The 14,018-nt window shown below is 34.1% G+C and carries 14 protein-coding genes and 3 tRNA genes; 15 read left to right on the forward strand and 2 right to left on the reverse strand.

The features are described from left to right. Positions 1 to 139: 139 nt before the first annotated feature. Positions 140 to 829 carry a hypothetical protein gene (locus LACWKB10_RS07365; protein ID WP_034980654.1) on the forward strand — a complete coding sequence of 230 codons (690 nt, stop codon included), beginning with the start codon at positions 140 to 142 and terminating at the stop codon, positions 827 to 829. An 87-nt stretch (positions 830 to 916) separates the two neighbouring features. Here the strand turns inward: LACWKB10_RS07365 and LACWKB10_RS07370 are convergent, their stop codons facing one another. Continuing rightward, positions 917 to 1,639 (reverse strand): GntR family transcriptional regulator, encoded by a 723-nt coding sequence (locus LACWKB10_RS07370; protein ID WP_034980656.1) that lies wholly within the window; start codon positions 1,637 to 1,639, stop codon positions 917 to 919. Positions 1,640 to 1,822: 183 nt separating this feature from the next. Here LACWKB10_RS07370 and LACWKB10_RS07375 point away from each other — a divergent pair, with 183 nt between their 5' ends. From LACWKB10_RS07375 to LACWKB10_RS07440, 14 genes are all read left to right on the forward strand, one after another. Beyond that, positions 1,823 to 2,818, forward strand: a complete 996-nt coding sequence (locus LACWKB10_RS07375) for a sugar isomerase (protein WP_034980658.1) — start codon at positions 1,823 to 1,825, stop codon at positions 2,816 to 2,818. Between the two features lie 207 nt (positions 2,819 to 3,025). Next, a complete protein-coding gene (locus tag LACWKB10_RS07380) occupies positions 3,026 to 3,448 on the forward strand; it encodes a PTS sugar transporter subunit IIA (protein ID WP_034980660.1) in 423 nt (140 codons plus the stop codon). Further along, on the forward strand, positions 3,445 to 3,915 hold the full coding sequence (locus tag LACWKB10_RS07385; protein ID WP_034980663.1) for a PTS sugar transporter subunit IIB: 471 nt from the start codon (positions 3,445 to 3,447) through the stop codon (positions 3,913 to 3,915). The genes LACWKB10_RS07380 and LACWKB10_RS07385 overlap by 4 nt, the downstream gene beginning before the upstream one ends. Positions 3,916 to 3,930: 15 nt before the next feature. After that, on the forward strand, positions 3,931 to 4,725 hold the full coding sequence (locus tag LACWKB10_RS07390; protein ID WP_034980666.1) for a PTS sugar transporter subunit IIC: 795 nt from the start codon (positions 3,931 to 3,933) through the stop codon (positions 4,723 to 4,725). 11 nt (positions 4,726 to 4,736) lie between these two features. Next, positions 4,737 to 5,573 (forward strand): PTS system mannose/fructose/sorbose family transporter subunit IID, encoded by an 837-nt coding sequence (locus LACWKB10_RS07395; RefSeq protein ID WP_034980669.1) that lies wholly within the window; start codon positions 4,737 to 4,739, stop codon positions 5,571 to 5,573. Positions 5,574 to 5,617: 44 nt separating this feature from the next. Then, positions 5,618 to 6,595 carry an SIS domain-containing protein gene (locus LACWKB10_RS07400; RefSeq protein ID WP_034980672.1) on the forward strand — a complete coding sequence of 326 codons (978 nt, stop codon included), beginning with the start codon at positions 5,618 to 5,620 and terminating at the stop codon, positions 6,593 to 6,595. A gap of 235 nt (positions 6,596 to 6,830) precedes the next feature. Beyond that, positions 6,831 to 7,535, forward strand: a complete 705-nt coding sequence (locus tag LACWKB10_RS07405) for a GntR family transcriptional regulator (RefSeq protein ID WP_034980675.1) — start codon at positions 6,831 to 6,833, stop codon at positions 7,533 to 7,535. Positions 7,536 to 7,750: 215 nt separating this feature from the next. After that, entirely contained in the window at positions 7,751 to 8,809 is a 1,059-nt protein-coding gene (locus LACWKB10_RS07410) for an SEC10/PgrA surface exclusion domain-containing protein (protein WP_034980678.1), read from the forward strand. Between the two features lie 81 nt (positions 8,810 to 8,890). Beyond that, complete coding sequence (locus LACWKB10_RS07415) at positions 8,891 to 9,406, forward strand: GNAT family N-acetyltransferase (RefSeq protein WP_034980681.1); 516 nt, start codon at positions 8,891 to 8,893, stop codon at positions 9,404 to 9,406. Positions 9,407 to 9,495: 89 nt separating this feature from the next. Next, positions 9,496 to 9,567: transfer RNA gene (locus LACWKB10_RS07420), tRNA-Gln, on the forward strand. A 172-nt stretch (positions 9,568 to 9,739) separates the two neighbouring features. Beyond that, positions 9,740 to 10,468, forward strand: coding sequence for a glycerophosphodiester phosphodiesterase family protein (locus tag LACWKB10_RS07425; RefSeq protein ID WP_052060337.1), 729 nt, complete (start codon positions 9,740 to 9,742; stop codon positions 10,466 to 10,468). 169 nt (positions 10,469 to 10,637) lie between these two features. Then, complete coding sequence (locus tag LACWKB10_RS07430) at positions 10,638 to 11,819, forward strand: aminotransferase class I/II-fold pyridoxal phosphate-dependent enzyme (protein ID WP_034980685.1); 1,182 nt, start codon at positions 10,638 to 10,640, stop codon at positions 11,817 to 11,819. 63 nt (positions 11,820 to 11,882) lie between these two features. Further along, positions 11,883 to 11,964, forward strand: a tRNA-Tyr gene (locus LACWKB10_RS07435). Between the two features lie 7 nt (positions 11,965 to 11,971). Further along, positions 11,972 to 12,043 (forward strand) — tRNA-Gln (locus LACWKB10_RS07440). A gap of 42 nt (positions 12,044 to 12,085) precedes the next feature. On the opposite strand, the gene LACWKB10_RS07445 is transcribed toward LACWKB10_RS07440, so the two are convergent. Then, the gene (locus LACWKB10_RS07445) at positions 12,086 to 13,834 is read right to left on the reverse strand and encodes a BspA family leucine-rich repeat surface protein (RefSeq protein WP_034980686.1); all 1,749 of its coding nucleotides are present in this window, start codon (positions 13,832 to 13,834) and stop codon (positions 12,086 to 12,088) included. Positions 13,835 to 14,018: the final 184 nt, after the last annotated feature.

Below are 14,018 nucleotides of genomic sequence, written 5' to 3' on the forward strand. Positions count from 1 at the left end.
TTCTTAAAAGTTGAGTGATATTCTTGTTATGATTCTGCAATTTTTAGGTAGTAGTATATATAACATCAAATTGAATAATAATTTATTATGCTCAATTTGAAAAACATATTATGGATTTTTATTTAAGGAGAGAATTTTTTTGAAGGTAAAATCTATCTTAGTTAAATCAGCAGCAGTAGCAGCGTTATCTGCTTCCGGAGTTGCAGTTATGAGCAGCGTTAAAGCAAGTGATGTTCAAGCAGCTACAGTAGAAAATGATGCAGCAGTTGTAACTGTTAACTACGTTGATGGCAATTCAATTCGCGTATGGAACAGTTACAAACATCCTGAAGCTACTGGGCAAATTTTACCAAGTAATTCTTCTTGGAAAGTCATTAAAACTGCTTATGACAAAAAGGGTCACAAGTGGTATGACTTAGGCAAGAACCAATGGGTTAAGGCCAAATACGTTAATAAAGGCTATCATCCAGCAAATGAATCCCAAAATACTGCAACTGGCAGTCAAACAGAAAACAGTACAGTTTCCAATGCTGGCAATGTAGAAACTACGAATTATACTAATAATACTGTAAATACAAATAATAATTACACAACTGCTTCATCTGATTCAGAGGCTGGAGCAAAGGCGTGGATTGCCAGTCGTGAATCTGGTGGCTCATACAGTGCACAAAATGGTCAATATATTGGTAAATATCAGCTTTCTGCTGCATACCTTAACGGAGACTATTCAGCTGCTAACCAGGAGCGTGTTGCTAACAACTATGTTACTAATCGCTACGGCTCATGGGCAGCTGCTAAACAATTCTGGCAAGCTAATGGTTGGTACTAATTAGCAAGTCAGTTTAAAAACAGAATATTTAAAAAAGTAAGCAGACACTGGTTGAAAAAACTACCGCCTGCTTTTTTATTTTAAAAATTAATGATTAACCGCATATGTAAATTTATCACTTCGAATAATTTCTTGCGTAATATGTAAGGGATCGTTGTGATCATCATAGACTAGATCCTTAATTCGCATTAATGGTGTTTTTTCGTCAACATTAAGCAAAAAAGATTCCTCTCTGTTTGCAAACACAATTTTAAAAGTTTTCTTACCCCTACCAGGATTAATATGAAACTTATTTTGTAAAATTTCGTATAGTGGCATATTAAGATCTTCAGCTTTAATACCTTCAAATTTTGGACTAAGCCAAATCCATTCAAGGCAGAATGGAATGCCATCAATATACCTCAAACGTTTAATTTCTATTATTTGCTGTTCACTAGTAGTTTGTAGGAATGTATTTTGTTCATCATTACCCGCAACGCTTTTGATGCTAATCAGACGGTTAGAAATTTTTTTACCAGTCTTGGCAGCACTGTCTGTTAAACTTGAAAATTTGTGATTTTGAGTTTGAATTTCATTACGTTTGTCGGAAACAAAGGTTCCTTTGCCAGGAAGTTTAATTAAGTAATTGTCCTCGCTTAAAATTTTAAGAGCCTTGCGAACAGTAGTACGACTAACACAATATTCTTTTTGCAGCTCCATTTCAGAAGGGATTTTTTTACCCACCTGATATTTATTTTCCGTAATTTTGTTTTTTATAATATTTGCCAAACTAAGATATAGAGGCAAATGATTTTCAGACTTTTTCAACATATTTTTCTTTCTTGAATAATTATTAATTGTATTATATCAAAAGCTAATAATTTAAGCACCAGTATCTTTTTATTTTTTAAAAAAGATACTGGTATTTTTAAAATATCCTTTACTTTGCAATTGAATCGCTTTATAATCTAAAAGTAAAGATACATGTATCTAAATATAATACAGGAGAAAAAGATGAAGATACAAGACGAAGTTAAACAGGTCGTTCAAAATACTGTTAACAAAATGCAAGCTGGAGGTGGTGTTAAGCAGGTTATTTGGGTTGGTGCTGGTGGCTCTTTTGGTGGATTCTATGGTGCTAACTATTTTATGCGCCAAGAATCAAAAAAGTTATTTTCCAGTATGTATACTAGTGGAGAATTTGTTTATGCTCCACCACAGAGTTTAGACAAAAATTCATTAGTAGTTTTATGTTCAATGAGAGGAACCAGTGAGACGATTGATTCTGCAAAAGTTGCTAAAGAACATAATGCAACCACCATTGCTCTTTATGTTGATGAATCTGGGCTGGTAGACGTTTGTGATTTTAAAATAAAATATGAAAGTTTAGCTCTGGATGAAAGCAGGCTTGAACGTGTAAACGGTAGTATTGGATTATGTATAGCAATGAATTTGCTACAAGAAGTTGAAGGCTATGATAATTTTGAAATAGCGATGAAAACTTTTGATTTACTTGATCCTATTTATCGTAAAGCAGTTGAATATACTAGACCTTTGGCAAAAGAGTGGGCCGAGCAGAATAAAGATCAAAAAACTATTTACGTTATTGCCAGTGGCCCGGCATATGGTGCAGCTTACGTCTTTTCAATTTGTAATATTGAAGAAATGCTGCAATTGAATTCACCAACTATTCATAGTTATGAATATTTTAATGGTCCATTTGAGGTTACAGATAAAAGTAAGTCAATTTTTCAACTTTTGGCCACGGGTAAAACTAGACCTGAAGATGAACGGGCGCTGAAATTCGAACAAAGATTTGGTGGCAAAAAATTGTATGTACTTGACGGTAAAGAAATAGGATTAGATGATATCAAGCCCAAAGTTTCTCCGTATTTTAATCATCCAATTTTTTCATCTATTTTAAATAATGTTTATATGAGAGAGCTTTCTTATACTACCCACGAAAGCTATGAAACTCGTAGGTATATGTGGAAGGAAGACTATAAATAAATGGTTACTAAAAAGTTGATACACTCAACTTTTTAATTTAAGCCTTAATAAAAGCGCTTTAAAATTATAATTAATAAAATAAATTTAATTATTTTTAAAGAAACCCTTTACACAATTATCTTTATATATTATTATACTCAGTATACATGTTAATACATCTTATAAATGTACTAATGATGTTTAATTTTGGATTAGGGGTGAAGTTTAGTGAAAATAATTTTAGTTAGCCATGGCAAACTTGCTGAAGGAATGAAAGATACTGTCGAAATGATCACTGGTAAACAGAAAAATCTTGAGGCATATGAGGCCTATAAAAATGGTACGAGTGATGACAGTTTTATCGGTGAGATCAAGAACTCTATTGATAAGGATAGTGAAGAGAGTGCTGTAGTCATTACTGATGTTTTAGGAGGTTCAGTTAATAATGAAATGACTCAGTTGTTGCAGGATCACGAAAAATTAACCGTACTGACAGGTATGAACTTGCCTTTGGTTATAACTTTGGTTACTACTGCAAATTCAGACCTAACCCAAGAAGATATAGAAGAAGCTATTAACCAAGGACAGAAGGGAGTTTTGTCAATAAATAAGTTAATGACTGAAGATGACGATGAAGGAGATTTATTATGATAAAAGTAATTAGGGTTGATCACCGATTATTGCATGGACAAGTCATTTTTTCATGGACTAAATTTGCAAATATCGAAAGAGTAATTGTGATTGACACAGCTACAGCAAATGATGATTTTAAGAAAATGTCATTGAAACTAGCTAAACCGGAAGATGTGAGACTAAACGTTTTCAGTGTAGATAAAGCAATTAGTAAAATAGATCAAATTAAGGCTCTAAAAGACAACATTATGTTGCTTTTTGCAAATGTAACTGAACTAAGCAAGTTTATTGATGCATATGGTCCAGTAGAAGAAATTAACTATGGCTTAGTTCCTTCGAAACCTGATGCTAAACGTTTTAGTAACGCTATATATTTAACTCCTGACGAGGTTATGCTTACTAAAAAAATGTGTGATCAGGGAATTAAGATTTCTATGCAACAAGTTCCTTCAGCTAATAAGGAGTTTCTAAATAATTTAATTTAGAAAGAGAGGTAAAAAATGTTTTGGAAAGCTTTCGTTGTCGGCTTGGTCGGTGTATTTGCCATGTTCGACTCAAGACTGCTGGGACGTGAAAATTTTGAGCAGCCATTAATAGTAAGCACACTCGTTGGCTTAGTACTGGGCGATGTATCTAAAGGCTTGTTAGTTGGCGCTACGCTTGAATTAGTTTCAATGGGTATAGTTCAAGTAGGTGCCGCCGTTCCACCAGATATGGTCTTAGGCTCAGTTGTAGCTTCAGCTTTTGCAATTTTGTCACATACCAGTGCACAAGCAGCGTTAACCGTGGCTTTGCCAGTAGCAGTACTAGGCCAGCTAGTAGCTATAGTGATTAGAATGTTGTTTTCATCCTTTAACCAATTGGTTGAGAATGCAATAGATGCAGGAAAATTTAGAAAAGCACGAAGTTACCACATAGTTTATGGACCAATTATTTATGGCTTGTTATATTTTGTTCCAGTTTTTCTTGCAATCTTTTTAGGTACAAATGTTGTAACCAGTTTCGTCAAAATGATTCCAGATTGGTTAACAAACGGTTTGACTTTAGCAAGTAAGATTTTACCTGCTTACGGATTTGCTCTTCTGATGTCAACTATGATTGATAAGAAAAATGCAGTTTACTTATTCTTAGGTTTCTTCATTGCAGCATATGGCAAGATGACTGTTATAAGTGTAGCTATCTTTGCAGTTATCTTCGCTATTATACTCAACAAGTTTATGTCTAATAATGGAAACAATAACGCTGCTCCTAAGACCAGTAGTAGCGATGATTTAGATGATTTGGAAGAATTATAGGAGGATAAATTATGACTGAACAAAAACATACAGATAAACGATTACGTCATAAATTTTGGCAATTCTTCTGGAGATCATGGGCTATTCAGACATCTTGGAATTATGAAAGCCAAATGAACATGGGTTTCATGTATGGTATGGCACCAACGATAGATGAGATTTATGGTGAGAAACCTGATACGCCTGAAAAGCTTCAAAAGAAAAAAGAAGCATATCATCGTCATATGGCATTCTTTAACTGTACACCACAATTGACTTCTTTTGTTTTAGGACTATCTTCGGCAATGGAAGAAGAATATGCGGCTAATCCAGATACATTTGATCCAGATTCAATTAATGGGGTGAAAACTTCATTAATGGGTCCTTTATCAGGTATTGGAGATTCATTCTTTCAAGGAACAGTTAAAATTATTGCTTTTGGTTTAGGAATCAACATGGCTCAGCAAGGCAATATATTTGGACCGATTCTGGCAATGATTATTTCTATAATTCCTTCAGTTATTGTCACTTACTGGGGTGGAAAATGGGGTTACCTTCAAGGTAAAAAGAATATCCAGCGTCTTATTAACAACGGTACTATTAATAGAATCATGTCTTTGATGAATGTAATAGGATTAATGGTCATTGGCGCAATGGTAGCAACTATGATTGGTATCACAACTCCAATCAAATTTGGTAAAACTTTCGTTTTACAGAAAACATTGGATTCAATCTTCCCCCAGATGTTGTCGCTAGCCTTTACGTTAGGCATGTTTTACCTAATCAAAAAGAAGGTTAATACTGCTTGGATTATGGTTATTTGTATTTTTGGTGGCATTCTACTCAGCGTATTAGGTATTTTTAATTAGTTATTAGTAAATTTTTATAATAGAACTAGGAGATTATATAAATTATGGATTTTGAAAAAGTTAAATCTATTGTAAGCGATATCAAAGAAAAGCAGCCTGATATTGATCGTGTAATGTTTGTTGGCTGTGGTGCTTCAATGGCTGACTTGTATCCAGGTTATTACTTTGTTTCGCATGAAAGTACTAAACTGCTTTCTTCAATTCATACTGCAAATGAATTTAACTATGATACTCCAAAAGGTGTGGGAGAGCATACTATTGTAATAACTGCTTCTCTTGGAGGCTCAACTCCAGAATCAGTTGCTGCAACTAAAAAGGCAAGAGAGTTAGGAACTCATCTTATTACTTTATCAATGGCAGATGATTCGCCTATTATTAAGGAAACAGAGTATAAAGTTATTCACGGTTTCCATGAAAATTATGCTGCTAAAACAGAAAAAATGTCATATTGCTTGGCCTTTGCTATTGAAATTGTTAAGCAGTTTGAAGGTTATCAGTTTTATGATGAAGCTCTCGCAGCATTTAATGGCATGCCTGATTTGATTGAAAATGCAGTGAAATCTGTTGGCCCGTCGGCAAAGGAATTTGGTGATAAATACAAGGACGAAAAGAAAATTTTTGTTCTTAGCAGTGGTGCATCACTTGGAGTTGCTTATTCAACTGCATCATTCTTGTTCATGGAAATGCAATGGATTGCTTCTCCGACAGTTCATTCTGGAGAATATTTTCATGGTCCATTTGAACTTACCGAAAAGGATGCACCGTACTTATTATTCATGAATGATGGTAGTACTCGTCATCTTGACGCTCGAGCTTTAACCTTCTTGCAAAGATTCGATGCACAAGTTACAAACATTGATGCCAAGGACTATGGTTTAAACGAAATTGCGAGTGACAATGTGATTGATTACTTTAACCCAATGATTCACACAGGTGTGATGCGTGTTTATGCGGAAGAATTAGCTAAGGCGAGAAAACACCCACTAACTAAACGTCGTTATATGTGGAAACTTACATATTAAAATCAAAAAACAGAAGTATTTTAAGGGATTCTATGAAAATAGAATCCTTTTATATTAACTAACAGTTTTAGTAGTGTCCTCTTTTTGGCGGAATTATTGTTTCAGAATACTTTATTCCAATTTTGTTTTATACTATTCTTTGTTAATATAAATCGAATTTAGCTAAAATATATAATCATTAACTGGACAATAGATTTTACATATGCAAAGTTAAATATTAGGGAAGTGATAACATTTGGTAGCAACAGGTTCTTTATATTCTCAGGTAATGGAAAAAATCAGGCAAAAAATTATTACGGGGGAATATCCAACAAATAGTAAATTGCCAAATGAATTTGAATTAAGTAAACAGTTTAACGTTAGTCGGGTAACTTTACGTAAAGCTATTGCTGGATTGGCTGAAGATGGCTTGATTGAGAAAATTCATGGTGTGGGGACATTTGTCCGTAAACCGCAAAAAGTAAAAAGAATAGTTAGTTCTCCATCAGCTGAAAGTTTTTCACAAACAGCTGCTAATGAAGGCTTTAAAGCCAGTGCACAAGTAATTAAGGTAAAAAAAGTAGAAACCCCAGACAAGATAAAATCTATATTAAAGACAAAGACAGCTCTTTATATTGAACGCGTACACTTAGTTGATGACGAACCTGTGATGCTAGAATGCAACTATTTTCCTCTACCTCGGTTTACTGGACTGGAAAAGGTTGACTTAAGCAACTCTTTATATAAGGTTTTACACGGACAATATCGTATAAAAGAACTAAAGTCGCGAGATATGGTTATAAGCATTGCTCTGGCGAGTCTCAGTGAAGCTAGAGTTTTGAGAAAATCTATTGGCTTTCCTTTGTTATTGTTACAAGTAAGCGTTGAAGACGAAAATAATAACATTGTACATACTGGGAAACAGTACGTCATTTCTGACAGGTATGAATTTCACGTGTAAGACATAAAAGAAGATTAATTTGCAAAAATTATATTAAATACTGGTATGACTTGTATTCTACCTTTGCTGAGAATCGATATTATTTAAAATAAGCTAAAAATATTACAAAATGTTTCTTAATTGAAAAAATAATTTAATTGGCAATCTCTCATAATAAGTTTAGAATTAAATTTGTACCACAAAGAGCCAATTTAGAATAACTCTCGAGGAAGAATATGAAGAAAAGCAAATTTGCTATTGCCATAGTTAATATTATTTTTTTAATCACTATTCCAGGAATAACTATAGGTGAAGCTGAACAAGTAACGGCGGCCACTATCAAGGGATATGTTAAAGTAAAAAGGAAGAAAAAAGTTCGCCTGTATAAAATTTCTGGAAAACATTCTAATTTCTATGCAGAGTCCAAGTACAAGTATCCGTATAGTGCCAAGAAAAAAATTGGTAAGAAAAAAAGAACGGCCTATAAAATTGGTAACAATTCTCATTGGATTTTAGCTAAAGATGTTAAAGTCATTAAAAAGAGCACCAAAAGGGTATATACTGAGGCAAGAATGAAATTGCCGAAGGGCTATACTAAAACTGAGCTGCTGCTTGCTTATCAAGGTAAACCCAGCAAGAAATTTATTGATGCTTCAATGCAGGGGATGAAAGCTAATGATTTTAGTCGTCTCAAAGTATCTGAAAGTAAAGATGATGATATAACTCAGGTTGACTTGAATCAGCTTACACCAAAGCAAATTGGAGATTTAACTGCATTTTCTCTTCGTCTTATTAATGAAGCGAGGAACGATTTGGATTTATCTCCTTGGGTTGAAAGCAATGGAACTGGTAAATTAGCATCTGATATTGGCTTGGAATATAGCAAAAATAATAAAACAATTAAAGACAGTCACTATGTTCCTGGAATTGTTCGTGCTTGTCATGCCAATGGACTTAACCTTGACGATAATTTTGTTGAAGACATGGCCGGTTTTTATAATATTAGTCCTACAATGACCATGACTGAATTAAAGAAAAGCGTTTATTTTGGCTTGAAACAAATGATTTTTGGTTACATTGGCAGTGGTGAAGAAGAAAGATCTGACCGAAATTATTACCAAGAATGGGAACATGCTGGGGATTTGTTTAACACTCAAGGTACACTTCATGATGGTGATTACAACTATTATGGATTTAGTATTTCTCATAATGATAATATTTGTTCTATGCATTTTATTAGTGTTCCTACATATGTAGTGAAAAGTAAAAAGTATAATAATGGCTTTGAGCCATAAAAAGAGCAGTCTATTTGAAAGGCTGCTTTTATTGTATAATTACTTTTAAAATAAAATGTTGAAAGTAATGAGGAAAATAAAATGTTGATTTATACTCGCTTGGCTGAAAAAGAAGACTTAGACCAAATTATGAAAATTATTGATCAAGCAAAAAAATTGCTAAAAGAAGACGGCAATCCTCAGTGGCAAAATGGCTCTCCTAACCGTGAAATGCTTGCAGAAGATATATCTCTTAAGCGCGCATATTGTCTTGTTGCCAATAAAGAGATAGCTGGAGTTGCTGTTTTGTTAACAACGGCTGATCCCAATTATAGTGAAATAGATGGTGCTTGGAAAAATAATGATGAACAATATGCAACTATTCACAGAATTGCAATCAGCACAAAATTTCGCGGTCAGCACCTAAGTCAGTTTATGATGTCAAACTTGATATCGAGAGGATTGATGCTTGGCATTCACAATTTTCGCATTGATACACATGAGGTCAATAAACGCATGCAGGGTCTGATTAGAAGTTTAGGATTTGAATATCGGGGAATTGTTCAGGTTAATCAAACTAAAAACGGTGCTAGAAACGCGTATGAACTAAATTTATAGCAAGAAAAAAGCTGTTTTCTCTTGACTTGCAGAGCACAATTTCCTATACTATTAAATGTTGAGCATACAAGTAAAAGCTCAGATGGTATTGGGTTATAGCCAAGCGGTAAGGCACTAGTTTTTGGTACTAGTATGCGCTGGTTCGAATCCAGCTAACCCAATTGTTCTTACGAACACCCAACCCGAAAGATGATAGTTCTGGAATAAGAACTGTCTCTTTTTTTGTTTAGAAAATGCACAAAAAATTTTTTATTTTTTAGCTTTTACTATTTAAAAATCAGGGAAAAGGGTTTATGATATCCTCTATGTTTGGTTTGTAATGTTTTCTTTTTTATGAGGTTTAACCAACACAAAAGTATGAATAATGACAAAAATAAAACCGTAGTATTTGGTCATAGAGGATATCCCATGAAGTTTGCAGAAAACTCAATGGAGGGTTTCCGCAATGCTGTTCAAAATGGAGCAGAGGGGATTGAATTTGACGTTCACTTAACTAAAGATGACATACCGGTAGTAATGCATGATGAAAAAGTTGACCGGACAACGGATGGCTCTGGGTATATTAAGGATTTTACGCTTAAGAAATTGAGGCAATTACACTTGTCAAATGGTGAGCTGGTTCCAACTCTGCAAGAATTATTTGAACTACTTGAAAATAAAAATATTCAAATAAATTTGGAACTTAAAACTGGAGTGATTCATTACCCTGGTATTGAAAAAACTGTATTAAGCTTAGCACAGCTTTATCACTTCGTTTATCCGATCATTTATTCTTCATTTGATTATGTCACACTAAAAAATTGCCAGGAAATTGATCCTAACCAGATCTATTGCTACCTGACTGACGAAGAAGTAGTTAATTCGGCTAAATTAGTCAAGGATAACCATTTTGCTGGTATTCATCCAGGCAAATTGTTGCCAGCTCAGGAAGCAGTTACTGAACGAATTTGGACTGTTGATGACCCGCAAATTGCTAAACAATATTTTCAAAAACATGTTGCAGGAATTTTTACTAATAACTACCCTATGATGATTAAATTACGTGATCAAATTCAAGGATAAGCTAACCTATACGAAAAATTAAAATAGTTAATTTTCAAACACCTTTAACTTATACAGTTTAAAGGTGTTTTTATATGTAAAATTAGTTAATAATTAGAAAAATATTGTAGAAAAATAATTTTATTAAAGGTATAATCTATATAATTGAAAAGAAAGTTTGGTGAAAAATATGGTAGATTTAATTAAATACGTACGAAAAGGTTTAGCTGATGCTCCCTCTAATCCGATTTTGAAGTTTTCAGATTACGCCGGCAAGATTCCAGATGTTGTAAAATTCACCCTCGGTGAGCCAGATTTTAACACTCCTGATCATATCAAAGAGGCAGCCAAAAGAGGAGTTGATGAAAATCACTCCCACTATGCTCCTTCAAATGGAACTATTGGTTTACGCAAGGCAGCTAGTCAGTTTTTGAGTAAAAAATATGGGCAAAACTATGATCCAGAAACTGAGGTTTTGGTTACCAATGGCGTAACCGAATCAATTTTTGATTCTGTGTTGGCTACTTTGAATCCTGGCGATGTTATGGTCGTGCCAACTCCATTATTTCCACTTTATATGACTGACGAGGGTGTTATCAACGAAGGTGTTGAAATCGTTAAAGTAAATACAGCAAATGATGGTTTTAAGCTGACACCTGAAAAATTGCAAAAGGTAATTGACAAGTATGGAGACCGGGTACGGATGTTGGTTATGAATTATCCTACAAATCCAACTGGGGTAATGTATAGTCAAGACGAATTGGATGCTTTGGCGGATGTTATTCGTGATAAGCCAATTTTTGCACTATGTGATGAAATCTACAGTGAGTTGAACTATGATCAACCACATGCTTCAATGGAAAAATCATTGCATGACCAAGTAATTTTAATGAACGGCGTTTCCAAGTCATGGGCCATGACCGGTTACCGAATTGGTATTGTTTGTGCGCCTAAAAATATTTTGCAACAAATTGCAAAAGTTCACCAAGCAATAGTTACTACTGAGCCAACGCCTATGCAAGATGCAGCTGAAGAAGCCTTTAAAAACGGTATGGATGACGCACTGCCAATGAAAGAAGAATTTCAAAAGCGGCGTGATGCTTTGTATTCCGGCCTAACCAAAATAGGTTTTGAGTGTGCTAAACCCCAAGGCGCATTCTACATTTTTGCTAAAATACCAGATGGTTTTGAACAGGATGATAATAAATTTATTTATGAGCTGGTTGACAAGGCAAAAGTTGCTGTTACAGCAGGTTCCAGTTTTAGTGAAGGCGGAGAAGGTTACATTAGATTTTCTTACGCTGTTTCAATGGATCAAATTGAAGAAGGACTGAAGCGACTAGAAAAGTTCGTTAAAGAAAATAAGAAGTAATATTTAAGAAAATTTTGCTTGCAATCACGTACGTTTTTCGGTATTATAATTAACGTACGTGACGGAGGAGTAGCGAAGTGGCTAAACGCGGCGGTCTGTAAAACCGCTCTCTCTGAGTTCGGCGGTTCGAATCCACCCTCCTCCATTATCATTGGGTTATAGCCAAGCGGTAAGGCACTAGTTTTTGGTACTAGTATGCGCTGGTTCGAATCCAGCTAACCCAATAAAAAAGGCGACTCGTTAGAGTCGTCTTTTTTTGTATCAGCTTAAGCTATGTTATTAACTTTAATATACTTATTTTTAGCGATTACATAGTAAAGCTTCTTTTTAATTTTGATCGGATTGCCATAAACCCGAACTGATTTACCTTTCTTTACCAGCAATTTGCGGATTCTTTTGCCTTTTTTGTTATAAACGTATGAATTATGTACAATCTTTTTCTTATTACCTTCGATGTCAATAATGTTGGCAAACATATTCTGACCAAGTTTATAAAATTTTTTATTATTAATCGTCTCTATGCCATAAGTTTCAACGGTCAAACCTGGTTTAAGTACAAAGCCTTTAATAGGACTGCCATTTTGATCATAAACTTGGATTGAGCATAGAACTTTACGAGGTAATTTAACAGTATCAGAATCACTATCTTCTGCTTGAGTACTTACTGTATTAGATTTTATAGCTGAATCTTTTGCAGATTCTTGAATATTTGAAGTTTCCGTTGTAACTGAGCCTGTACTGATATTTGTTTGGTTATCATAAATCGGAATATTATTTTTATTTGCCGGGATATGTATGTTGTTAACTGAATCATCCAAGTCAATGGAACCCACAGACCAGGTAATTGGTTGACTAACATATGTTTCTGCCGGACAGTCTTTATCTTCTTTGTCATACAAATCAGCCAAATCTGTGACAGAAAGAATTTTTCCTGCAGGTTTAGCAGCACTACCGTTGCCTATTGCAATAACTTTAGGCATTTTAAAATTGGCAAATGCTGTCGGTTTTAGTCTATGTTTGCCTAAACTAAGTACAAAGCCATCAGAATTATTTCCCAAACCATCAAGCATGTTAGTCATTTCAAATATATTTCCTGTATCCCAGCGGCTTAAATTTAATTGCTTCAACTTTGAGTCTTTGAACATATAGCTCATGTTAGTAACGTTGTAGGTTTGCCAACTAGTAATATCTGCTAATTCCGTAGCTGCAATACCATTAAACATATAACTCATGTTTTTAACGTTACCAGTTTTCCAGTTGGCTAAGTTTAAGGTGATTAAATTTTCATCGCCTTCAAACATATGACTGAAATCAAAGACACTATCTGTTCTGAAATTATTTAAATTGATGCTGGTTAGTTGAGTATCGTTTTTAAACATGCTGTTCATGTCTCGATTAGAAATAGTATCCCAAGAAGTCAAGTCAAGTTCCTTTAAGCTAGTGTCGTTTTCGAACAAGCTGCTTAAATCACTGGCATCACTGGCATCTACATTGTTGAGATTAATAAAACCAACTAAACTTGGTAAGTTAGCAAATTTACTGTTTGAATTACGTGCTAGTCGGACTTTCAGCTTACCACCATAGTCAGCAGTTCCGATCTGGAAAGCAATATACTGAATCTCATTTGGATTGATAACTTTTCCCTGATCGCTTTGTTGGGTCTTTAGCAACTGGCAAATTGGTGTAGAGGATAAAGTTCCCCCCGTTATTGTGAGTGTTTTAGTCTCTTCATCAAAAGACCACTCACATTCATTATCTTTACCTTTAATAATGCTATTATTATTTTGTGAAATAATATTACTGTTATTTTTTAATATTGGATTTTTTATAGTAGCAGAATTTTTTATTAAAGCTGAGGTTGAATCAGCTTGAGCATAAACAGTTTTACTGCAAGTTCCCAATGCAGTTACTATCAATGTGGTTGCAACTAGACTATAATAAAAAAAATTAATTTTGTTATTTTTTAAATAACAACAACCGTTATTTTTTCGCCTTCTAATATTTTTATTTAGCATAACAAAAACCTCTTGTGTGATTTATACATTTACCTTTACCTTAGGGTTATACAGTATTTATTTTCAAGGGTCAATCTTTTTAGCTGACTAAAAATTTGCCTTTTGTTATCTAAAAATTACTAAAAATTCATTTCTATGTGCGATAAACTAATAGTTAGTAAGTATAAAAAATATTAAAAACGTT

The sequence above is a fragment of the Lactobacillus sp. wkB10 genome (assembly GCF_000760615.1).
In the GTDB taxonomy this organism is placed as follows: domain Bacteria; phylum Bacillota; class Bacilli; order Lactobacillales; family Lactobacillaceae; genus Lactobacillus; species Lactobacillus huangpiensis.

What these genes read in the sequence shown, in the direction of transcription:
- LACWKB10_RS07410 (WP_034980678.1), top strand. Translation starts at nt 7,751, where the DNA reads ATGAAGAAAAGCAAATTTGCTATTGCCATAGTTAATATTATTTTTTTA.
- LACWKB10_RS07385 (WP_034980663.1), top strand. Translation starts at nt 3,445, where the DNA reads ATGATAAAAGTAATTAGGGTTGATCACCGATTATTGCATGGACAAGTC.
- LACWKB10_RS07415 (WP_034980681.1), top strand. Translation starts at nt 8,891, where the DNA reads ATGTTGATTTATACTCGCTTGGCTGAAAAAGAAGACTTAGACCAAATT.
- LACWKB10_RS07400 (WP_034980672.1), top strand. Translation starts at nt 5,618, where the DNA reads ATGGATTTTGAAAAAGTTAAATCTATTGTAAGCGATATCAAAGAAAAG.
- LACWKB10_RS07445 (WP_034980686.1), bottom strand. Translation starts at nt 13,834, where the DNA reads ATGCTAAATAAAAATATTAGAAGGCGAAAAAATAACGGTTGTTGTTAT.
- LACWKB10_RS07370 (WP_034980656.1), bottom strand. Translation starts at nt 1,639, where the DNA reads ATGTTGAAAAAGTCTGAAAATCATTTGCCTCTATATCTTAGTTTGGCA.
- LACWKB10_RS07425 (WP_052060337.1), top strand. Translation starts at nt 9,740, where the DNA reads ATGAGGTTTAACCAACACAAAAGTATGAATAATGACAAAAATAAAACC.
- LACWKB10_RS07375 (WP_034980658.1), top strand. Translation starts at nt 1,823, where the DNA reads ATGAAGATACAAGACGAAGTTAAACAGGTCGTTCAAAATACTGTTAAC.
- LACWKB10_RS07430 (WP_034980685.1), top strand. Translation starts at nt 10,638, where the DNA reads ATGGTAGATTTAATTAAATACGTACGAAAAGGTTTAGCTGATGCTCCC.
- LACWKB10_RS07390 (WP_034980666.1), top strand. Translation starts at nt 3,931, where the DNA reads ATGTTTTGGAAAGCTTTCGTTGTCGGCTTGGTCGGTGTATTTGCCATG.
- LACWKB10_RS07395 (WP_034980669.1), top strand. Translation starts at nt 4,737, where the DNA reads ATGACTGAACAAAAACATACAGATAAACGATTACGTCATAAATTTTGG.